This is a genomic window from Pseudomonas sp. NPDC089422 (assembly GCF_044749405.1).
Classification (GTDB): Bacteria; Pseudomonadota; Gammaproteobacteria; order Pseudomonadales; family Pseudomonadaceae; genus Aquipseudomonas.
Genome location: NZ_JBIVHW010000002.1, coordinates 76,775 through 95,152, shown reverse-complemented (window position 1 = coordinate 95,152; position 18,378 = coordinate 76,775). Strand labels below are relative to the sequence as shown.

General features: G+C 61.4%; 15 protein-coding genes. 1 reads left to right on the top strand and 14 read right to left on the bottom strand.

Going from position 1 to position 18,378, the window contains the following annotated elements; all coding sequences use genetic code 11:
• Positions 1 to 2: 2 nt before the first annotated feature.
• From cysW to ACIPZ8_RS04095, 7 genes are all read right to left on the bottom strand, one after another.
• Positions 3 to 875, bottom strand: a complete 873-nt coding sequence (cysW, locus tag ACIPZ8_RS04125; RefSeq protein ID WP_085676373.1) for a sulfate ABC transporter permease subunit CysW — start codon at positions 873 to 875, stop codon at positions 3 to 5.
• 10 nt (positions 876 to 885) lie between these two features.
• Positions 886 to 1,704: a sulfate ABC transporter permease subunit CysT gene (gene cysT, locus ACIPZ8_RS04120; RefSeq protein ID WP_103446160.1), complete on the bottom strand. Its 819-nt coding sequence runs from the start codon at positions 1,702 to 1,704 to the stop codon at positions 886 to 888.
• Between the two features lie 199 nt (positions 1,705 to 1,903).
• Positions 1,904 to 2,911 carry a sulfate ABC transporter substrate-binding protein gene (locus ACIPZ8_RS04115; RefSeq protein ID WP_400719869.1) on the bottom strand — a complete coding sequence of 336 codons (1,008 nt, stop codon included), beginning with the start codon at positions 2,909 to 2,911 and terminating at the stop codon, positions 1,904 to 1,906.
• Between the two features lie 51 nt (positions 2,912 to 2,962).
• Positions 2,963 to 3,145 (bottom strand): sulfur starvation response protein OscA, encoded by a 183-nt coding sequence (gene oscA / locus ACIPZ8_RS04110; protein WP_016712582.1) that lies wholly within the window; start codon positions 3,143 to 3,145, stop codon positions 2,963 to 2,965.
• Between the two features lie 183 nt (positions 3,146 to 3,328).
• On the bottom strand, positions 3,329 to 6,394 hold the full coding sequence (locus ACIPZ8_RS04105; RefSeq protein ID WP_400719867.1) for an efflux RND transporter permease subunit: 3,066 nt from the start codon (positions 6,392 to 6,394) through the stop codon (positions 3,329 to 3,331).
• Positions 6,391 to 7,455, bottom strand: a complete 1,065-nt coding sequence (locus tag ACIPZ8_RS04100; RefSeq protein ID WP_400719865.1) for an efflux RND transporter periplasmic adaptor subunit — start codon at positions 7,453 to 7,455, stop codon at positions 6,391 to 6,393. The genes ACIPZ8_RS04105 and ACIPZ8_RS04100 overlap by 4 nt, the downstream gene beginning before the upstream one ends.
• On the bottom strand, positions 7,452 to 8,540 hold the full coding sequence (locus ACIPZ8_RS04095) for an efflux RND transporter periplasmic adaptor subunit (RefSeq protein WP_400719863.1): 1,089 nt from the start codon (positions 8,538 to 8,540) through the stop codon (positions 7,452 to 7,454). Before ACIPZ8_RS04095 ends, ACIPZ8_RS04100 begins: the two co-directional genes overlap by 4 nt.
• Positions 8,541 to 8,813: 273 nt before the next feature.
• On the opposite strand from ACIPZ8_RS04095, the gene ACIPZ8_RS04090 reads away from it, so the two are divergent.
• The gene (locus tag ACIPZ8_RS04090; RefSeq protein WP_400719861.1) at positions 8,814 to 9,746 is read left to right on the top strand and encodes an RHS repeat-associated core domain-containing protein; all 933 of its coding nucleotides are present in this window, start codon (positions 8,814 to 8,816) and stop codon (positions 9,744 to 9,746) included.
• Between the two features lie 95 nt (positions 9,747 to 9,841).
• Here ACIPZ8_RS04090 and ACIPZ8_RS04085 read toward each other — a convergent pair whose 3' ends face one another.
• From ACIPZ8_RS04085 to ACIPZ8_RS04055, 7 genes are all read right to left on the bottom strand, one after another.
• Entirely contained in the window at positions 9,842 to 10,735 is an 894-nt protein-coding gene (locus ACIPZ8_RS04085; RefSeq protein ID WP_400719859.1) for an ABC transporter permease subunit, read from the bottom strand.
• A complete protein-coding gene (locus ACIPZ8_RS04080) occupies positions 10,732 to 11,613 on the bottom strand; it encodes an ABC transporter permease subunit (RefSeq protein ID WP_176507617.1) in 882 nt (293 codons plus the stop codon). The genes ACIPZ8_RS04085 and ACIPZ8_RS04080 overlap by 4 nt, the downstream gene beginning before the upstream one ends.
• A gap of 35 nt (positions 11,614 to 11,648) precedes the next feature.
• Entirely contained in the window at positions 11,649 to 12,791 is a 1,143-nt protein-coding gene (locus ACIPZ8_RS04075; RefSeq protein WP_400719857.1) for an ABC transporter ATP-binding protein, read from the bottom strand.
• 71 nt (positions 12,792 to 12,862) lie between these two features.
• Positions 12,863 to 13,957, bottom strand: coding sequence for a polyamine ABC transporter substrate-binding protein (locus ACIPZ8_RS04070; protein ID WP_110632729.1), 1,095 nt, complete (start codon positions 13,955 to 13,957; stop codon positions 12,863 to 12,865).
• 174 nt (positions 13,958 to 14,131) lie between these two features.
• Positions 14,132 to 15,229 (bottom strand): polyamine ABC transporter substrate-binding protein, encoded by a 1,098-nt coding sequence (locus ACIPZ8_RS04065; protein WP_400719855.1) that lies wholly within the window; start codon positions 15,227 to 15,229, stop codon positions 14,132 to 14,134.
• Positions 15,230 to 15,398: 169 nt separating this feature from the next.
• Positions 15,399 to 16,760 carry an aspartate aminotransferase family protein gene (locus tag ACIPZ8_RS04060; RefSeq protein ID WP_400719853.1) on the bottom strand — a complete coding sequence of 454 codons (1,362 nt, stop codon included), beginning with the start codon at positions 16,758 to 16,760 and terminating at the stop codon, positions 15,399 to 15,401.
• A 46-nt stretch (positions 16,761 to 16,806) separates the two neighbouring features.
• Positions 16,807 to 18,165, bottom strand: coding sequence for a glutamine synthetase family protein (locus tag ACIPZ8_RS04055; RefSeq protein WP_400719851.1), 1,359 nt, complete (start codon positions 18,163 to 18,165; stop codon positions 16,807 to 16,809).
• Positions 18,166 to 18,378: the final 213 nt, after the last annotated feature.

The window sequence follows — 18,378 nt, the reverse complement described above, 5'->3', positions numbered from 1 at the left end:
ACTCATTCCTCCGCGGCGCTGTGGCGCAGGCGGTTAATACGGTTCTCGCTCCACTGCTTGAGCAGCAGGATGAAGAGCGCCAGGATCAGCAACAGGCTGGCCACGCTGAAGGCCGCGACGTGGTTGTACTCGTTGTAGAGGATCTCCACGTGCAGCGGCAAGGTGTTGGTCACGCCACGGATATGGCCCGACACCACCGACACCGCGCCAAACTCGCCCATGGCCCGCGCGGTGCACAGCACCACGCCGTAGATCAGGCCCCATTTGATGTTCGGCAGGGTCACGTGCCAGAACATCTGCCAGCCGTTGGCGCCGAGCAGGCGCGCGGCTTCTTCCTCCTGCGTGCCCTGTTCCTGCATCAGCGGGATCAGTTCACGGGCCACGAACGGCACGGTGACGAAGATGGTCGCCAGGACGATGCCCGGCAAGGCGAACACAATCTGGATGTCGTGGTCTTGCAGCCATGGGCCGAACAGGCCTTGCGCGCCGAACATCAGCACGTAGACCAGGCCGGCGATCACCGGCGACACCGAGAACGGCAAGTCGATCAGGGTCACCAGGATGCTCTTGCCGCGGAAGCTGTACTTGCTCACGCACCAGGCGGCGCTGACACCGAACACCAGGTTCAGCGGCACCGAAATGACCACGGCGAGCAAGGTGAGCTTGAGCGCCGACAAGGCATCAGGCTCGAAGATCGCCTCGAAGAAGGTGCCGAAGCCGTTCTTCAGCGCCTGCGACACCACGATCACCAGCGGCAGCAGCAGGAACAGCGCGAACACCAGCCAGCCAAGGCCGATCAGGACACGCCGCGAAGTGGCGCTGCCACGCCGGGCGGCGTTGGCGGCGGCGCTTGCACTCAGGGTTGAACTGGACATGCGGCCTCCTTCAAGGGGTTTCGATGCGGCGCTGCAGCAGGTTGATCAGCAGCAGCAGGATGAAGGAAACCACCAGCATCAACACGCCGATGGCAGTGGCGCCGGTGTAGTCGTACTGGTCGAGCTTGACCATGATCAGCAACGGCAGGATCTCGGTCTTCATCGGCATGTTGCCGGCGATGAAGATCACCGAACCATACTCGCCAACGCCACGGGCGAAGGCCAGGGCGAAACCGGTGAGCCAGGCAGGCAGCAGCGCTGGCGCGAGGATATGGCGGAACACCTGCAACGGTTTCGCGCCCAGGCATGCCGCAGCCTCTTCGACCTCACGCGGAATGTCTGCTAGCACTGGCTGCACCGTGCGCACCACGAACGGCAGGGTGACGAAGGTCAGCGCCAGCGTGATGCCCAGCGGCGTGTAGGCGATCTTGAAACCGAGGTCGGTGGCGAACTGACCGACCCAGCCTGCAGGCGCATACAGGGCGGTCAGGGCAATACCGGCAACGGCGGTGGGCAGGGCGAACGGCAGGTCGATCATCGCATCGATGACCTTGCGCCCAGGGAAGGTGTAACGCACCAGCACCCAAGCCAGCAGGGTGCCGATCACACCGTTGATGATGGCGGCGAACAGGGCGGTGCCGAAACTCAGCTTGAGTGCAGCGATCACCCGTGGCGCGCTGATGACGTTCCAGAACTGCTCGAAGGTCAGCTGCGAGGCATGGATGAACATGGCCGCCAGCGGTATCAGCACGATCAGACTGAGGTACACCAAGGTGTAACCCAGCGTCAGCCCGAAGCCGGGTATGACGGGGGAAATGCGACGTGACATAAATATCCCTGGTTGAACGCACGAAGCCCCGGAAACAATCCCGGGCCGGTGCAGGCTTTTAAATCCCGGGGCTGCTCTGCAGCCCATCGCAGGCAAGCCAGCTCCCACAGGCTTACCACAGGCCTGAAGGCTGTGCGATCCCTGTGGGAGCTGGCTTGCCTGCGATGGGCCGCTTTGCGGCCCCGCTTTTCCTTGGCCCTTACTGTGCCTGATAGATCTGGTCGAACACACCGCCGTCATTGAAGAATTTCGGCTGTGCCGTCTTCCAGCCACCAAAGTCCTTGTCGATGGTCACCAGGTCCAGTTTCGGGAACTGCTTGCCAAATTCGGCAGCCACTTTCTCGTCACGCGGGCGGTAGAAGTTCTCGGCAGCAATCTTCTGCCCGGCCGGGCTGTACAGGTGCTTGAGGTATTCGGTGGCAATCTCGGTATTGCCCTTCTTCTCGGCGTTCTTGTCGACCACCGCTACTGGTGGCTCGGCGAGGATCGACAGCGACGGCACGACGATGTCGAACTTGTCGGCGCCACCGTCTTCCTTCAGCGCCAGGAAGGCTTCGTTCTCCCAGGCCAGCAGCACGTCGCCCTGGCCGTTGTTGACGAAGGTGATGGTCGAGCCGCGGGCGCCGGTATCCAGCACTGGCACGTGCTTGAACAGCTCCTGCACATAGGCCTTGGCCTTGTCTTCACTGCCGCCGGACTTCAGGCCGTAGGCCCAGGCGGCGAGGAAGTTCCAGCGGGCGCCGCCGGAGGTTTTAGGGTTGGGGGTGATAACCGAGACGTCCTTCTTGATCAGGTCGCCCCAGTCCTTGATGCCTTTCGGGTTGCCCTTGCGCACCAGGAACACGATGGTCGAGGTGTACGGGGTGCTGGCGTTCGGCAGGCGGGCCTGCCAGTTGTCTGGCAGGGTCTTGCCGAGCTTGGCGATTTCGTCGATGTCACCGGCCAGGGCCAGGGTTACCACGTCGGCGCGCAGGCCGTCGATCACCGCCCGGCCCTGCTTGCCCGAGCCACCGTGGGATTGCTGGATCTTCACCTGGTCGCCCGGATGGGCCTGTTGCCAGTGCTTGATGAATTCGGCGTTGTACTGCTGATACAGCTCACGGGTCGGGTCATAGGACACGTTCAGCAGTTCGTAGTCCTTGGCGATGGCGGAACCGGCAAAAACAGCACTGGCCAAAGCGGCGAGCGCATAACGGCGGATGGACATGGTGAAGCTCCCGATTGGCATTTTTCTAGTTTTTGAATGGTGTGGCGCGAATCAGCCAGCTTTGTTGCCGGGCTGCTGCAGGCGGAACTTCTCCTTGCGTTCGATCTGCACCACCTGGGCGTTGTGCACGGTGATTTCCACCGCACCGAAACGCAGGTCGCGCAAGGCGCTCTGGATCTCACGCAGAATGGTGGCTTCGTCCTGACCGTCGATGCTACGCAGCGATGCACTCATGCTCGTTCTCCTTGGAGTGAGGGTGCCGGGCAGGGATTTGAAGGGGTTATTGCCTGGCTTGAAGGCAATAGTAGTGAGGTGGAGTTATTCTTAAAAATACTGTTTAAGAATTTTTATATAACCATTTTCCAGGATGGGCACGGAGCCTTTGCAGGAGCGGGCTTGCCCCGCTCCTACAGGGGATCAGTGCTGGGGCTTGGTCGTGTGTTCAGGCTCGCGGATCTTGTACCAGGCCACATACAACGCCGGCAGGAACAGCAGCGTCAGCAGGGTCGCGACGATGATCCCGCCGATCATGGCGTAGGCCATCGGCCCCCAGAACACCTCGCGGGCAATCGGGATCATGCCCAGGCTCGCGGCCGCCGCCGTCAGCAGGATCGGCCGGCGCCGGTGGTTGGTCGCCTCCACCACCGCATCCCACGGCGAGAAGCCCTGGGCCTCGAACTCGTCGATCTGGGTCACCAGGATCACCGAGTTGCGAATGATGATGCCCGCCAGCGCAAGGATGCCGAGGATCGCCACAAAGCCCATCGGCGTGCCCGTCGGCACCAGCGCCAGCACCACCCCGATCAGCCCAAGAGGCGCCACGCTGACCACCAGGAACAACTTCTGCACGCTGTGCAGCTGGATCATCAGGAAGGTCGCCATGAGGAACAGCATCAACGGAATGACCTTGCGGATCGGCCCTTGGGCCTTGGCGCTCTCCTCCACGGTACCGCCGGTGGCCACTTCGAAGCCCACTGGCAGCTTGCTGGCGAACTCGTCGATCTGCGGCTTGAGCTGCGCGACCAGGTCGGTAGGCTGTATATCGCCGTTGACCGAGGCCTTGATGGTGATGGTCGGCTTGCGATCACGGCGCCATACCAGCGGCTGCTCCAGTTCGTAGCGCACGGTGGCAAACGACAGCAGCGGGATCGAGGTGCCGTTGGGGGTCAGGATCTGCAAGTTCTGCAGGGTATCGGGTGAACCCCGCTCGTTATCCTCGGCGCGGGCGACCACGTTGACCAGGTAGATGTTGTCGTTGACCTGGGTGATGTTCACCCCGCTGACGATGCTGTTCATCACATTGGCCACATCTTCCGACGACAGCCCCAGCTGGCGCGCCTTGTCCTGGGCGATTTCCACGCGCAGCACCTTACCAGGCTCGTTCCAGTCATAGATCATCTCGCCGATGTGCTCGTTCTGGTCGAGCAAGGTGGCCAGGTCGATGGCGTGCTTGCGCACCTCGTCGATATTTGCGCCACTGACCCGGTACTGGATCGGCCGGCCCACCGGCGGCCCCATCTCCAGCGACTGCACGTTGACGCCGATGCCGACGAAGTCTTCATGGAGGATCTTCTGCAGCCGCTGCATCATGCCCTTGCGCTCTTCGAAGCCCTTGCTGACGATCACCAGCTGCGCGTAGTACGGGTTCTGCAACTGCTGGTCGAGGGGCAGGTAGAAGCGGATCGCACCCTGGCCGATGTAGGTGCTCCAGCTCACCAGGTCAGGGTCGTCCTTGATCCGCGCCTCGAAGCGGTCGACCACCTTGCGGGTTTCCTCGATCGAGGCGTTCTGCGGCAGGTTGAGGTCGACAAGGATTTCCGGGCGGTCCGATGACGGGAAGAACTGGTTCTGCACGAAGCGCTCGCAGAAGATCGCCAGGGCAAACAGCACGATGGTGCCGATGATGGTCAGCCAGCGGTTGCGCATGCACCATAGCAGGCCATGCTCGAAGGCGCGGCCGACGCGCCCTGGCTCGGCTTCATGGGCCTTGAGCTTGGAACTGCTGAGAATGTGCACGCCCAGCACCGGGGCGAAGAACACCGCCACCACCCACGACACCATCAATGCCACCGCGATCACCGCGAACAGCGTGTAGGTGTACTCACCCGCGGAACTGGCGTTGAGGCCGATGGGCACGAAGCCGGCCACCGTCACCAAGGTACCGGTCAGCATGGGGAACGCCGTCGAGGTATAGGCGAACGTGGCCGCCTGCTCCTTGCTCTCGCCCATTTCCAGCCGTGTGACCATTACCTCGACGGTGATCATCGCGTCATCCACCAGCAAGCCGAGGGCGATGATCAGCGCACCCAGTGAGATCCGCTGCATGGTGATGCCGCTGTATTCCATGAACACGAACACCATCGCCAGCACCAGCGGAATCGAACAGGCCACCACCAGGCCGGCGCGCATGCCGAGGCTGACGAAGCTCACCGCCAGCACGATCACCACCGCTTCGAACAGCGCGCTGGTGAAGCCGCCGACCGCCTGCTTGACCACCACGGCCTGGTCCGACACGGTGTGCACGCCAACGCCCACCGGCAGATCCTGGATCACTCGGTCCATGCGCTTTTTCAGCGCTGCGCCAAATACCTGCATGTTGCCACCGGCCTTCATGCCGATGGCCAGGCCGATGGCGGTCTGGCCGTTGTAGCGGAACATCGGCGACGGTGGGTCGACATAGCCGCGCTGGATGTCGGCGATGTCGGCCAGGCGGAAGAAGCGATCGTTGATCTTCAGGTTGACGGTCTGCAGGTCCTTTTCCGAGGCGAACTGCCCGGTGGTACGCACCGAGATGCGTTCGGGGCCAGCTTCAATCACCCCGGCCGGGGTCACCGCGTTCTGCTGTTGCAGGGCCTGCATGACCTGGCGCTGGTCGATACCCAGGGCTGCCAGCTTGCGGGTCGAGAAGTTCAGGTACAGCACTTCGTCCTGGGTGCCGATAAACTCGATCTTGCCGATGTTGGGCACATCGCGCACTTCGGCCCGCGCCTGTTCCACGTAGTCTCGCAGCTGACGCAGGGTCAGGCCGTCGGCGGTGAAGGCGTAGATCGAACCGAACACGTCGCCGAATTCGTCGTTGAACCCGGGCCCCTGGATACCGGCGGGGAACTGGCCACGGATGTCGGAGATCTTCTTGCGCACCTGGTACCAGATCTGCGGGATGTCCTTGGCCTTGGTGGTGTCGCGCAGGTACACGTATACCGTCGACTCGCCCGGCCTGGTGTAGCTCTTGGTGTAGTCGAGGGAGTCCAGTTCCTCGAGCTTCTTCTCGATGCGGTCAGTAACCTGGTAGAGGGTTTCGTCCTGGGTCGCACCCGGCCAGCGGGTCTGGATCACCATGGTCTTGATGGTGAACGAAGGGTCTTCCTCTCGGCCAAGGTTGAAGTACGAGAAAATGCCCATCAACAGGCCGACGAACATCAGGTACCAGACGAACGATTGATGCTTGAGCGCCCATTCGGACAGGTTGAAGCTTCCTTTCATTGCGCATCCTCGTCGAAGGTGACCTTCTGGCCAGGCTTGAGGCTGTTCACGCCCGCCGTCACCACGCGCTCGCCTGGCTGTACGCCCGAAGCCAGGACGATGCTGTCGGCAGTACGGTCGATCAGGGTGACGTCGCGGGTACCTACGGTTTTCTGCTGGGTGTCGATCACCCAGACCTGGGTCTTGCCGTCACGCTCGAGCAAGGCACTCAGGGGCAGCTCGCTGCGCGGGGACACTTGCGAGCTCAGGGTCACACTGATCGCAGTGCCCAGGTGGAAGGCGGCCGGTGTGCTCGCCAGGGTCAGCCGGGCGCGGCGGGTACGGGTGGCGGCATCGGCCTGGGGTTCCAGTTCGCGCAGGGTGGCCGTGGTGTTGATGGTCGGGTCGAGTTGCGAGGCAACGGTGAAGGTCAGGTCTTTGTTCAACTGCTCGGCAAGGCCGATGGGCAAGTCGATCACGGCCTCTTTCACGTCCGGCCGGGCCAGGGTGACCACAGACTGGCCCGCGGTAACGGTTTGCCCGGCCTCGGCCTGCCAAGCCGTGATCACTGCGGCGTGGTCGCTGCGCAAGGTGCTGTAGTCGAGCTGGTCGCGGGCCTGGCTTAGTGCAGAGCGCGCCTGTTCCAGCGCTGCGCTGGTGGTTTTCAGGTTGGTCTGGGCAATATCCAGCTGGGCCTGGGCGCCAACGCCTCGGTCGTACAGCTGCTGCTGGCGGCGGGCATCGGCCTGGGCATTGATCCACTGCGCCTGCACCTTGGCCAGGTCGCCTTCGGCGGCGCGCAGCTGGTTCTGCTGGTCGGTGGGGTCGAGCGTGGCCAGGGTGTCGCCCGGTTTCACCTGGGCGCCCACATCCAGCCAACGCCGGGCAATACGCCCGCCGACCCGGAAGCCCAAGGTGCTTTCAAAGCGCGCCTGGATAACGCCAGCGAAGCGGCCAAGCTGCGACTGCACCTGGGGTTCCACCTTCACCGACAGCACCGGCCGGATCGGCTCGGGCGCTTCCTCCTCGCTACCGCAGGCAGCCAGAAGCAGGCCGGCCGACAGTATCAGCAGGCGCTTCATAGCACACCCCCCTTGGCCTTGGCATCGACCTTCTGTACCTGCATGCCGGGGTGCAGCAGCTGACTACCGGCCACCACCACGGTCTCGCCGGCCTTCAGGCCGCTGGCGACCACGATCTTGCCGGTCAGGTAGCGGCTGACTTCAACCTTGCGCAGTTCGACCTTGTCGCCCTCGCCCACTACCCAGACTGCTGGCTCATGCAGCGCCTTGGTCAACGCCGACCACGGCAGTTCGATGCTGGGCCGCCCCACCGCATTGGTGCTGGCAGTGACCGGCGCGCCCAGCTGCATGCCCGTAGGCACGTCCTTGAGCGCCACCTTGACCTGTACCGTGCCGCTTTGTGCCGACACGGTGGGGGTGATTTCGCGAACAAAGCCGTGAGCCTGGACCTTGGGGTCATCCAGCAGGCTGACGATGACGCCGGCGTCGCTCGGCGGCGCTACCAGCAGTGATTCATAGACGTTGAACACTGCATCACGGTCGCCGTCACGGGCCAGGCTGAAGATCGGCATGGTCGCCTGCACGACCTGGCCGACCTCGGCCTGGCGCGCGGTGATCACGCCATCGGCTTCGGACACCAGCGCGGTGTAGCCCAGTTGCTCATTGGCATCGGCCAGTTCTGCCTGGGCTGCCTTGAGCGCACTCTGGTCGCTGCGCAGCGCGGCTTCGGCGGAGTCGTACTCGCTCTGGCTGGTATAGCCCTTGGGCAGCAGTTTCTGCTGGCGCACGAAGGCGGCGCTGGTCTGGGTGACCCTTGCCTGGGCAGCGAACACCTCGGCCTTGGCCGAGTCGACATTGTTCTGCAGGTCTTTCGGGTCGAGCCGCGCCAATACCTGGTTGGCCTTGACGTGGTCGCCCACATCCACGCTACGGGAAATGATCTTGCCGCCCACGCGGAACGACAGGTCAGTCTGCACCCGCGCCTGCACGTCACCGGTCAGGGTGACCCTGGCTGCGAAATCGGTGGGCTGAACCTGTTGCACACCCACCCGAGGCAGGGTCTCGGGGACCTCTTCCTTGCTGCAGCCAGTGAGCAGGTACAACAGCCCCAGGCAAACGACCGACAGCGGACGCATCAACGTCATGCAGGCTCCTTGCTTGCGCGCAAATGAATCGTGGAATGCGAGTGTCAGCGTAGTTCAGGGTTCGATAAACATCACTGGCAAGGTGCCAAAGGGAGACATTCCACCTATGCGATACACAGCAGACTCAGCACGGCTGATCCATCGGGAACCTGTTAGTTCTGCCAGTATCCGGGCGCTTGCGTAGGCTGCATTGTTTGTTCTCATGTTGATTTTCATCACCACAGCGATGACCAGGTATCTGGCCTGCTTAACCTCGAACGACAGGAAGGTTTCATGGACAGAGCAGAAAAAACAATTCAGTTCTACCACAGCGGCCGTGTTGCCACCGAGCTCAGCAAATCCCTGACACGCTCTACCTTTCGGCATGCAGGTGGCCTGCTGGCGCAATCTAGATCAAGTGCTGAGGCATCGCGCTCAATCATGGCGGTGAACAACACCAACACCGTCATGACCAAGCTAGGGAATGCCAGCAAGGCGCAGTTTGCCTACACCCCTTATGGTCGACGCCAGGCACAGGGCGAATCGAATAACTCCTTGGCATTCAACGGCGAGCAATTAGACTCGGTGACTGGCTGTTACATGCTAGGCCACTATCGCCTGTTTAGCCCCGTTTTACAGAGACTCTGCAGCCCAGATAATTCAAGCCCCTTTGGGGTAGGAGGGCTTAATGTTTATGCGTATTGTGGAGGTGATCCGGTAAACAGGGTTGATCCCACCGGGCACTCTTTTTTTGAAGTTGTGACGCCTAAAAATGTGGCGAACTTTACAGGCACGGTCGTGGCGTTGGGTGGGGTCGGCTTGGCGACCGCCGGCCACTTGACTGGAGACAGCACCATGACGGCTGCTGGATACTTAACTATGGTAGGACCCGTTGCCGCGAAATTTGGCAAAAGAGCAATTACTGGCTTAAGGAACCGTTTAGGGATTTTGAAAGCCCCTAGACCCGGAACTCCTGCGGCTCACGACCAAGGGAACATCTACGTAATTTCAAATGCTACACAAGGGGAGCCGATAAGCGCTAGAACCCCTGCGGTATTACCTGGAAGCTCACCTACACATGATTCCAGTTATGTTGCACCTCTCTCAGTAAGCAATGAGAATGATTTTACTATTCTCAACGTAGATAACCTCAGGCACAGCGAGATGAGTTCAACCACCCACAGCAATCTTGAGATGTCGCGCATACGCGGAGACATTAGCAATTGACTACCTAAACAATCACGGGTGGACATCAGTTCTGATGTTTCAGGGGCGTATAAGGGCCTGTTCGCGGCGATTTGGCGCCGCGAACAGGCCCGCTATCAGGCAGAAGCCGCCATCTGCGCCGGGCGCTTGACCTGTGGCTGCGAGGCGTTGGCCGCCGCACCCTCTTCAATCGCCTGCTGGATCGCCTTGCGACGACGCTCTTCGGCCCGGCGGCTGAAGAACCAGACGAAGAAGGTCACCAGCGACACCGACAGCAGGATCAGGCTGGCCACGGCGTTGATTTCCGGCTTCACGCCCAGGCGCACCGCCGAGAACACTTCCATCGGCAAGGTGGTCGAGCCCGGGCCGGATACGAAGCTGGCCAGCACCAGGTCATCCAGCGACAGGGCGAACGACATCATGCCGCCCGCCGCCAGCGACGGCGCGATCATCGGGATGGTGATCAGGAAGAACACCTTCCACGGCTTGGCACCCAGGTCCATCGCCGCTTCCTCGATCGACAGGTCCAGCTCACGCAGGCGTGCCGACACCACCACCGCTACATACGCTGCGCAGAACGTGGTGTGGGCGATCCAGATGGTGACGATGCCACGCTCCTGCGGCCAGCCGATCATCTGCGCCATGGCCACGAACAGCAGCAACAGCGACAGACCGGTGATCACCTCAGGCATGACCAGCGGTGCGGTGACCAGGCCACCGAACAGCGTGCGGCCCTTGAAGCGGGTGACCCGGGTCAGCACGAAGGCCGCCAGGGTACCCAGCGCCACTGCCGCCACCGCCGTGTAGCAGGCGATTTCCAGCGAGCGCATCACCGACCCCATCAACTGGGTGTTGTCGAGCAGGCCGACGTACCACTTCACCGACCAGCCGCCCCAGACCGTCACCAGCTTGGAGGCGTTGAACGAGTAGATCACCAGGATCAGCATCGGCAGGTAGATGAACAGCAAGCCGAGCACCAGCATCAGCTTGGAAAAACTGAAGCGCTTCATGCTCTGCCCTCCATTTCTTTGGCCTGGCTGCGGTTGAACAGCAGGATCGGCACGATCAGGATCGCCAGCATCACCACCGCCAGGGCGGATGCCACCGGCCAGTCACGGTTGTTGAAGAACTCCTGCCACAGCACTTTACCGATCATCAGGGTTTCCGGGCCGCCGAGCAGTTCAGGAATCACGAACTCGCCCACCACCGGGATGAACACCAGCATGCAGCCGGCAATGATGCCGTTCTTCGACAGCGGCACGGTGATCTTCCAGAAACTGTTGAAGGTGCTCGAACCCAGGTCCGAAGCGGCCTCCAGCAGCGAAGGGTCGTGCTTCACCAGGTTGGCGAACAGCGGCAGGATCATGAATGGCAGGTACGAATAGACCACGCCGATGTACACCGCCAGGTTGGTGTTGAGGATCTGCAATGGCTGATCGATCAATCCGGTCCACAGCAGGAAGCCGTTGAGCAGCCCGTTGTTGCTGAGGATGCCCATCCAGGCATAGACGCGGATCAGGATCGCGGTCCAGGTCGGCATCATGATCAGCAGCAGCAGGACCGTCTGGGTCTCTTTCTTGGCGTTGGCAATGGCATAGGCCATCGGGTAGCCGATCAACAGGCACAGCAGGGTGCTGAAGAAGGCCATCTTCAACGAGCCCAGGTAGGCCGAGATGTACAGCTCGTCCTCGGTCAGCAGGCCGTAGTTGGCCAGGTTGAGCACCAACTGGATCTTGTCTTCGACGTAGGTGTAGATCTCGGTATACGGCGGGATCGCCACGTCGGCTTCGGCGAAACTGATCTTCAACACGATGAAGAACGGCAGCATGAAGAACAGGAACAGCCAGATGAACGGCACGCCGATCACCAGGTGCCGTCCCTCCGGGATAAGGCGCTGGAAGGCTCGCTTGAGCTTGCGAGGTTTCATGACCGCAGTACCACGCCGCTGTCGTCTTCCCACCACACGTACACTTCATCGCCCCAGGTCGGGCGTGCGCCCTGGCGCTCGGTGTTGGCGACGAACGACTGGACGACCTTGCCGCTTGGCAGCTCGACGTAGAACACCGAGTGGCCGCCCAGGTAGGCAATGTCGTGGACCTTGCCGCGCGACCAGTTGTGCTCGCAGGTCGGTTGCTGCGAGGTGACCAGCATTTTTTCCGGGCGCAGGGCGTAAGTGATGTGCTTGTCTTCCACCGAGGTGGTGATGCCGTGGCCGACGTAGATCTTGCGCTCCAGTTCCGGGCTGGCAATGATCGCGTGGCCTTCGGCGTCGTCGACCACTTCACCGTCGAACAGGTTGACGTTACCGATGAATTCGCACACCAGACGGCTGGTCGGGGTCTCGTAGATGTCCACCGGCGAGCCGATCTGGGCAATCCAGCCCAGGTGCATGATGGCGATACGCTGGGCCATGGTCATGGCCTCTTCCTGGTCGTGGGTCACCATCACGCAGGTCACGCCCACGCGCTCGATGATTTCCACCAGTTCCAACTGCATCTGCGAACGCAGTTTCTTGTCCAGCGCGCCCATCGGCTCGTCGAGCAGCAGCAGCTTGGGGCGCTTGGCCAGGGAACGGGCCAGGGCCACCCGTTGGCGCTGGCCACCGGAGAGCTGGTGTGGCTTGCGCTTGGCGTACTGGGTCATGTGTACCAGCTTGAGCATCTCGGCCACGCGGGCGTCGATCTCGGCCTTGGGCATCTTGTCCTGCTGCAGGCCGAAGGCGATGTTCTGCGCCACGGTCATGTGCGGGAACAGCGCATAGGACTGGAACATCATGTTGATCGGCCGCTCGTACGGCGGCATGTCAGTGATGTCGACGCCATCGAGGAAGATCCGCCCTTCAGTCGGGCGCTCGAAGCCGGCCAGCATACGCAGCAAGGTCGATTTGCCGGAACCGGAGCCACCCAGCAAGGCGAAGATCTCGCCTTTGCGGATTTCCAGGGACACATCGTCCACGGCGACCGTTTCGTCGAACTTTTTTGTAACCCGGTCGATCTTGACCAGCACCTGCTTGGGTTGCTGGCCACCCTCGAGGGCTTTTTTATAGGCACCGGAGGCAACTGCCATGAGTGAAACTCCCAACAAGATTTTTGTGCCCGCGCGGCCTGTGCTCCAGGTACCGCAGCGGGTCTGGATAATTACTTGCCCGACTTGACCTTGGTCCAGCTACGGGTCATCAGACGCTGCACCTTGGGCGGCAACTCTGAGTTCACGAACATCTTGTCCAGCACTTCCTGCGGTGGGTAAACCGCAGCGTCAGTCCTCACGGCCTGGTCCATCAGGTCGCCAGCCTTGGGGTTCGGGTTGGCGTAACCGACGTAATCACTGACCTGGGCGATAACCTCAGGTTTCAGCAAATAGTTGATGAAGGCGTGGGCCTCCTTGACGTTCTTGGCGTCCTTGGGGATCGCCAGCACATCGAACCAGAGGTTGCCGCCTTCCTTGGGAATGGCGTAGGCCAGGTTCACGCCCTTCTTCGCCTCGATAGCGCGGGCCTTGGCCTGGAACACATCACCCGAGAAACCTGCCGCGACGCAGATGTCGCCGTTGGCCAGGTCGGTGATGTACTTGGACGAGTGGAAGTAGGTCACGTACGGGCGTACGGCCAGCAGCTTCTGCTCGGCCTTGGCATAATCCTTGGGGTCGGTGCTGTTGGGGTTGAGCCCCATGTAGTTGAGCACCGCCGGGAGCATTTCGTCCGCCGAGTCGAGGAAGGCCACACCGCACTTGGAGAGCTTCTTCATGTTCTCGGGCTCGAACAGCACGGCCCAGGAGTCGATCTTGTCCACGCCCAGCGCGGCCTTGACCTTGTCGACGTTGTAACCGATACCGTTGGTGCCCCACAGGTAAGGCACGGCGTACTGGTTGCCCGGGTCGTTCTTTTCCAGGCGCTTCATCAGCGCCGGGTCGAGATTGGAATAGTTGGGCAGCAGGTTCTTGTCGAGCTTCTGGAACGCGCCCGCCTTGATCTGCTTGCCAAGGAAATGGTTGGACGGCACCACCACGTCGTAGCCGGTGTTGCCGGCCAGCAGTTTGCCTTCCAGGGTTTCGTTGGAATCGAATACGTCCTGCACGGGTTTGATACCCGTTGCTTTCTCGAAGTCCGCAAGGGTGTTCGGGCCGATATAGTCCGACCAGTTGTAGAAGTGCACCGTAGGCGCCGCTTGGACGCTGCATGCCAGCGTCAGGCCCGCTCCAGCCATCAAGGCCTTGCGTAAAACAGAAATAGACAAGTGGGTGGTCCTCACAATCAGTGCCTGGGTGACGGCGTACTTACTGGGTGCAAGCGCTGCCGCGCACGCAAAACCGGCGCGCAACTTACCTTCGCAGCTTCGATGCCGCAATCAACAATTGCCATTCACTGGCTCTGGGCCGGAAAACCCCGGCCCAGAGGTCACGCATCGGGGTTATTTGCCCGATTTGATCTTGGTCCAGCTACGGGTGATGTCACGCTGGACCTTGGCATCCGGTGCAGCAATGGCATACAGCTGTTTCTTCACGTCAGCTGGCGGGTAGATGCTCGGGTCGCTGGTGATGGCCTTGTCGACCAACGGAGTAGCGGCCTCGTTGCCGTTCGGGAAACGCACGGCATTGGTGATTTCAGCCATGACTTCCGGCTGCATCAGGAAGTCCATGAACTTGTAGGCAGCTTCCTTGTGCTCGGCATCTTTAGGGATGGCGACCATGTCGTAGAAGGTACCGGCACCTTCTTTCGGAATGATGTAGTCCACTTTGACCTTGTCGCCAGCTTCGTGGGCGCGGGCCTTGGCCTGCTCGACGTCACCCGAATAACCGACGGCCACGCAGATGTTGCCGTTGGCCAGGTCGCCGATGTACTTGGACGAGTGGAAGTAGGTGATCGAAGGACGGACCTTGAGGAACAGGTCCTCGGCGGCCTTGAGGTCTTCCTTGCTGGTGCTGTTGGTCGGCTTGCCCAGGTAGTGCAGCGCGGCCGGGAGCATTTCGGTCGGGGCATCCAGGAAGCTCACGCCGCAGCTTTTGAGCTTGGCGATGTTCTCAGGCTTGAACACCACGTCCCACGAGTCGATCTTGTCCACGCCCAGTGCGGCCTTGACCTTCTCCGGGTTGTAGCCGATGCCGATCGAACCCCACATGTAAGGGAAGGCGTGCTTGTTGTCCTTGTCGCTGGCGTCGCCAACGGCCTTGAGCAGGTCCTTGTCGAGGTTTTTCCAGTTAGGCAGCTTGGAGCGGTCCAGCTCCTCGTAGACGCCAGCCTTGATCTGCTTGGCCAGGAAGTTGTTCGACGGCACGACAATGTCGTAGCCCGACTTGCCGGCCAGCAGTTTGGCTTCCAGGGTTTCGTTGCTGTCGAAGACGTCGTACTTGACCTTGATGCCGGTCTGCTTCTCGAACTTGGCGATGGTGTCCGGCGCGATGTAGTCAGACCAGTTGTAGACGTTCAACACAGTGTCGTCAGCCTGAACAGCGGTAGCCATGGCACCCATCAGGGAGGCGGCCAGCAACGTTTTGCCCATTTTATTCATGCGTAATGCTCCAGAATTTTTATGTTAGCAACTGTCCAGCAGCCAGAACCCACGGTGCAGAGCGCGCGGCGACTGAAACAACCGCTAGTCTGGCAAGTTACAAGGCTCTGTTTCAAGGAAAGCAGGGACTTGTAACGACTTAATGTCACATCGCTAGCCTAGCAAATGATTATCGAATCGCTTCCAGCGTCAAATCGAGGCATTTGCGCGCCTTTTCCACCAGTTCATCCACTTCGGCATGGCTGATCACCAGCGGCGGCGCAATGATCATGGTGTCGCCCACCGCGCGCATGATCAGGCCGTTCTCGAAGCAGAAGTTGCGGCACACCATGCCGACACCTTTGCCCTCGTAACGGCTGCGGGTCGCCTTGTCCTTGACCAGCTCGATCGCGCCGAGCATGCCCAGGCCGCGAACCTCGCCAACCAGCGGGTGGTCCTGCAGCTCTCGCAAACGCTTTTGCAAATACGGTGCCGCTTCCGTGCGCGCCTTCTCGACGATCTTCTCGTCACGCAGGATGCGCAGGTTCTCCAGGCCCACCGCAGCCGCCACCGGGTGGCCGGAATAGGTGAAACCGTGGTTGAAGTCACCGCCCTCGCTGAGCACCTTGGCCACCTTGTCACGCACGATCACACCGCCCATGGGGATGTAACCGGAAGTGAGGCCCTTGGCGATGGTCATCAGGTCGGGCTTGAGGTCGTAGTAGTCTGAGCCGAACCACTCGCCGGTGCGGCCGAAACCGCAGATCACTTCGTCGGCGACGAACAGGATGTCGTACTTGGCCAGGATCTCCTTGACCTTCGGCCAGTAGGTTTCCGGCGGAATGATCACCCCGCCGGCGCCCTGGATCGGCTCGGCGATGAAGGCGGCGACGTTGTCTTCGCCAACTTCGAGAATCTTCTTCTCCAGCTGCTCGGCTGCCCAGATGCCGAACTCGTCCGGGCTCATGTCACCGCCTTCGCCGAACCAGTACGGCTGTGGAATATGCACGATGCCCGGGATCGGCAGGCCGCCCTGCTCGTGCATGCCACTCATGCCACCCAGGCACGCACCGGCGAAGGTGGAGCCGTGGTAGCCGTTGATGCGGCCGATCATGGTCTGCTTGTGCGGCTTGCCCTTCAGCGCCCAGTAGTGGCGAACCATGCGCAGCACGGTGTCGTTGCCTTCGGAGCCGGAGCCGGTGAAGAACACATGGGTCATGCCTTCCGGCGCCACGTCGGTGATCGCCTTGGCCAGCTCCAGGGCTGGCGGGTGAGCGGTCTGGAAGAACAGGTTGTAATACGGCAGCTCGCGCATCTGCTTTTCTGCCGCCTGCACCAGTTCTTCACGGCCATAGCCGACCGCCACGCACCACAGGCCGGCCATGCCGTCGAGGATCTTGTTCCCCTCGCTGTCCCACAAATGCACACCCTGCGCCTTGGTGATGATGCGCGGCCCCTTCTCCTTCAACTGCTTGTAGTCAGAGAAGGGTGCAAGGTGGTGCTCGCCGCTCAGGGTTTGCCATTCACGGGTTTGCGGGTTGTTGACGCTCATGTGCCTCTCCATTTTCCGGCGGCCGCAGCGGCGGCCTCAGGGTTGATCAGACAGCGAAAAGCAGGAATTCACGCTCCCAGGAGCTGATGACGCGCTTGAAGTTCTCGTGCTCGGCGCGTTTGGTGGCGACGTAGCCAGTGATGAATTTCTTGCCCAGGTACTGCTCCAGCGCCCGGCTGACTTCCATGCGTTCGAGGGCGTCCTCGATGGTCAGCGGCAGGCGCAGATTGCGGCGTTCGTAGCCACGGCCCTGGACCGGCGCGCTGGCGTCAATGCCCTCGACCATGCCGATAAAGCCGCACAGCAGGCTGGCAGCGATGGCCAGGTATGGGTTGGCATCGGCACCCGGCAGGCGGTTCTCGACGCGACGGTTCTGCGGGCCGGCATCCGGTACGCGCAGGCCGACGGTGCGGTTCTCCTCACCCCACTCGACGTTCACCGGCGCCGAAGTGTCGGGCAGGAAGCGGCGGAACGAGTTGACGTTGGGGGCGAACAGCGGCAGCGCTTCGGGGATGAACTTCTGCAGGCCACCGATGTGGTGCAGGAACAGCTCGCTCATGCTGCCGTCCGCATTGCTGAAGATGTTCTTGCCGGTGGCCACGTCGACCACGCTCTGGTGCAGGTGCATGGCGCTGCCTGGCTCGCCGGTCATCGGCTTGGCCATGAAGGTGGCAGCCACGTTGTGCTTGAGCGCGGCCTCACGCATGGTGCGCTTGAACACCAGGATCTGGTCGGCCAGGTGCAGGGCGTCGCCGTGACGGAAGTTGATCTCCATCTGCGCCGTGCCGTCTTCGTGGATCAGCGTGTCGAGGTCCAGGCGCTGCAGTTCGCACCAGTCGTAGACGTCTTCGAACAACGGGTCGAATTCGTTGGCGGCTTCGATCGAGAACGACTGGCGGCCGGTTTCCGGGCGCCCAGAGCGACCGACCGGCGGCTGCAGCGGGAAGTCCGGGTCTTCGCTGCGCTTGGTCAGGTAGAACTCCATCTCCGGCGCGACGATCGGCTGCCAGCCCTTGTCGGCGTACAGCTTGAGGACTTTCTTCAGCACGTTGCGCGGCGACAGTTCGACCGGGTTGCCCTTCTTGTCGTAGGTGTCGTGGATCACCTGGGCGGTCGGCTCGATGGCCCACGGCACCAGGAACACCGCGTCCTGGTCGGGGCGGCAGATCATGTCGATGTCGGCCGGGTCGAGCAGGTCGTAATAGATGTCATCGTCGACATAGTCGCCGGTCACAGTCTGCAGCAGCACGCTCTCGGGCAGGCGCATGCCTTTTTCGGCGATGAACTTGTTGGTCGGCGAGATCTTGCCGCGGGTGATGCCGGTCAGGTCGCTGATCAGGCATTCGACTTCGGTGATCTTGTGCTCTTTCAACCAATCGGTGAGCTGGTCGAGGTTGTTACTCATAAATACCTCAGGAGGTAAGGTGGTCCGCGCTCTGATTCTGGAGGGAGTAGATTGCTAAAGCAAAAACCCACGCGCAGGCGCACTGTGGATACACTGAAATCAAGCGTGTCCGCAGTGGGATCAAAGGGCAGAAATACGAGAAGAGCAACGAAAAAGCGTTACGAGGTGTGGTCCACAGGCGCAAAGCGTCAATTATTGCGGCCATGCAGGCCA

What these genes read in the sequence shown, in the direction of transcription:
- cysW (WP_085676373.1), bottom strand. Translation starts at nt 875, where the DNA reads ATGTCCAGTTCAACCCTGAGTGCAAGCGCCGCCGCCAACGCCGCCCGG.
- cysT (WP_103446160.1), bottom strand. Translation starts at nt 1,704, where the DNA reads ATGTCACGTCGCATTTCCCCCGTCATACCCGGCTTCGGGCTGACGCTG.
- ACIPZ8_RS04115 (WP_400719869.1), bottom strand. Translation starts at nt 2,911, where the DNA reads ATGTCCATCCGCCGTTATGCGCTCGCCGCTTTGGCCAGTGCTGTTTTT.
- oscA (WP_016712582.1), bottom strand. Translation starts at nt 3,145, where the DNA reads ATGAGTGCATCGCTGCGTAGCATCGACGGTCAGGACGAAGCCACCATT.
- ACIPZ8_RS04105 (WP_400719867.1), bottom strand. Translation starts at nt 6,394, where the DNA reads ATGAAAGGAAGCTTCAACCTGTCCGAATGGGCGCTCAAGCATCAATCG.
- ACIPZ8_RS04100 (WP_400719865.1), bottom strand. Translation starts at nt 7,455, where the DNA reads ATGAAGCGCCTGCTGATACTGTCGGCCGGCCTGCTTCTGGCTGCCTGC.
- ACIPZ8_RS04095 (WP_400719863.1), bottom strand. Translation starts at nt 8,540, where the DNA reads ATGACGTTGATGCGTCCGCTGTCGGTCGTTTGCCTGGGGCTGTTGTAC.
- ACIPZ8_RS04090 (WP_400719861.1), top strand. Translation starts at nt 8,814, where the DNA reads ATGGACAGAGCAGAAAAAACAATTCAGTTCTACCACAGCGGCCGTGTT.
- ACIPZ8_RS04085 (WP_400719859.1), bottom strand. Translation starts at nt 10,735, where the DNA reads ATGAAGCGCTTCAGTTTTTCCAAGCTGATGCTGGTGCTCGGCTTGCTG.
- ACIPZ8_RS04075 (WP_400719857.1), bottom strand. Translation starts at nt 12,791, where the DNA reads ATGGCAGTTGCCTCCGGTGCCTATAAAAAAGCCCTCGAGGGTGGCCAG.
- ACIPZ8_RS04065 (WP_400719855.1), bottom strand. Translation starts at nt 15,229, where the DNA reads ATGAATAAAATGGGCAAAACGTTGCTGGCCGCCTCCCTGATGGGTGCC.
- ACIPZ8_RS04060 (WP_400719853.1), bottom strand. Translation starts at nt 16,760, where the DNA reads ATGAGCGTCAACAACCCGCAAACCCGTGAATGGCAAACCCTGAGCGGC.
- ACIPZ8_RS04055 (WP_400719851.1), bottom strand. Translation starts at nt 18,165, where the DNA reads ATGAGTAACAACCTCGACCAGCTCACCGATTGGTTGAAAGAGCACAAG.